Source organism: Mesorhizobium sp. M1A.F.Ca.IN.020.04.1.1 (genome assembly GCF_003997315.1).
Classification (GTDB): domain Bacteria; phylum Pseudomonadota; class Alphaproteobacteria; order Rhizobiales; family Rhizobiaceae; genus Mesorhizobium.
The window spans coordinates 1-1,294 of the sequence record NZ_RZSN01000375.1; the positions used below are offsets into that span (position 1 = coordinate 1).

Annotated in this window: 2 protein-coding genes; both read left to right on the plus strand. The window is 59.8% G+C overall.

Annotation, left to right across the window (positions count from 1 at the left end; genetic code table 11):
• Positions 1 to 94 precede the first annotated feature (94 nt).
• Positions 95 to 298 (plus strand): hypothetical protein, encoded by a 204-nt coding sequence (locus tag EOA49_RS31975; RefSeq protein ID WP_127242309.1) that lies wholly within the window; start codon positions 95 to 97, stop codon positions 296 to 298.
• A 21-nt stretch (positions 299 to 319) separates the two neighbouring features.
• Positions 320 to 616, plus strand: coding sequence for a hypothetical protein (locus EOA49_RS31980; protein WP_127242310.1), 297 nt, complete (start codon positions 320 to 322; stop codon positions 614 to 616).
• The last annotated feature ends 678 nt before the right edge of the window (positions 617 to 1,294 follow it).

Consider the following 1,294-nt stretch of genomic DNA (forward strand, 5'->3'; position numbering starts at 1 on the left):
GCGTCGATCTTCCCCGTTGCGGTCGAGCGCCACGACTGAATCGCCCCGTATGTCGAACTGCTATAAGCTTTAGCGGGAAGCGTGGGAGTGAGCGATGACGCAATATCGATTAGAAATTCTAGAGCCACCGGATGAACGACTTCGGCATCGCCGCAAATTTGAAGCGCCCGACGACAAAGAGGCTATCAAGCGAGCACATGAACTCTACAGTCGGTTCCGCGTTGGCGTAACCCTGGATCGTTATGTTCTGTATGATGGCGACCGCGTGGTTGATGAGTACATAGAATCAAAACGCTGACGCCAATCGCGAGGGAGAAGAATGAAGGGCTACACCATCTATTCCTATTCGTTGTTCGACAACGTGGCGCATTTTTACTTCACAAGCCTTGCCGAGGCGACCAAGGCAGCCAAGGAGGAGTTGGAGGACGAGTTTTCCCCCTACACTGACGACATCGAAATTAAGCGTCATCGGACCAAGCCCGTCACCAAGGAAGTGCTAATCGAGGCGCTAAACCAATCTATCGACGGCTGGAATTGGTCCGACGAGGTAGTGAAGGTAGTGCGCCGGCGCTCAATCATCACCGAGATAAGCAAGGGCGAACACTTCGACAAGTAGGCGTCCAAGCGATGTGCGGCTCGGACACGACGCCAGGCGATGTCGAGTTCTTCGCCACGCAGGATCGCCGCGATGTCGGCTGTGGCATTGCGCCGTTGTTCTTCAGTCATAGGCGGTGCTGCATGCCAGTCTGTCATGGCCATTCAATTCCCCCAGGGGTGGACATCTGACGACGATTTCCGGTGGAGTTCGCGCGCGACGCGGAGCGCTCCAATACTCGGAGCGGCGCGGGCGAACGGGCCGCATTGGTCAATCACTCCGGATACTACACACAACCGCTTGCCGGGGCAGTCGGGCCCGGTTTCCGTCCTTCGGGCGGCGCTATGCTAAACTTCCTGCTGCTGCCCTTTTAGCCGGTCAGGCGGTGCGCGAACTGGCTTCCGGCCGGCTGCGCTGCCTTCGCTTCGCTCATTGTTTGTTTCGAGGGGAAAGGGAGCGCTGCCCCCTCTCCCCAGCAAGGAGAAAATCGGTCTCCCCGTCCTTCCTCCGCTTGGGCCTTCGGCCTGCGCTCCGTGCAGGATCGACGCGGATCCGCATCCGCGGATCAGCGTCGCCACGTCGGCTTCGCCTTCGGGCGGGTGATCCCCCTCCGATTTCTCTCCTTGCCCCCCTCTCCCCCGCTCTCGCCGCCGAGGTCTCGGAGGCAGGAGCGGGGCGCCTGCCCCTTCGGGCAAGAGC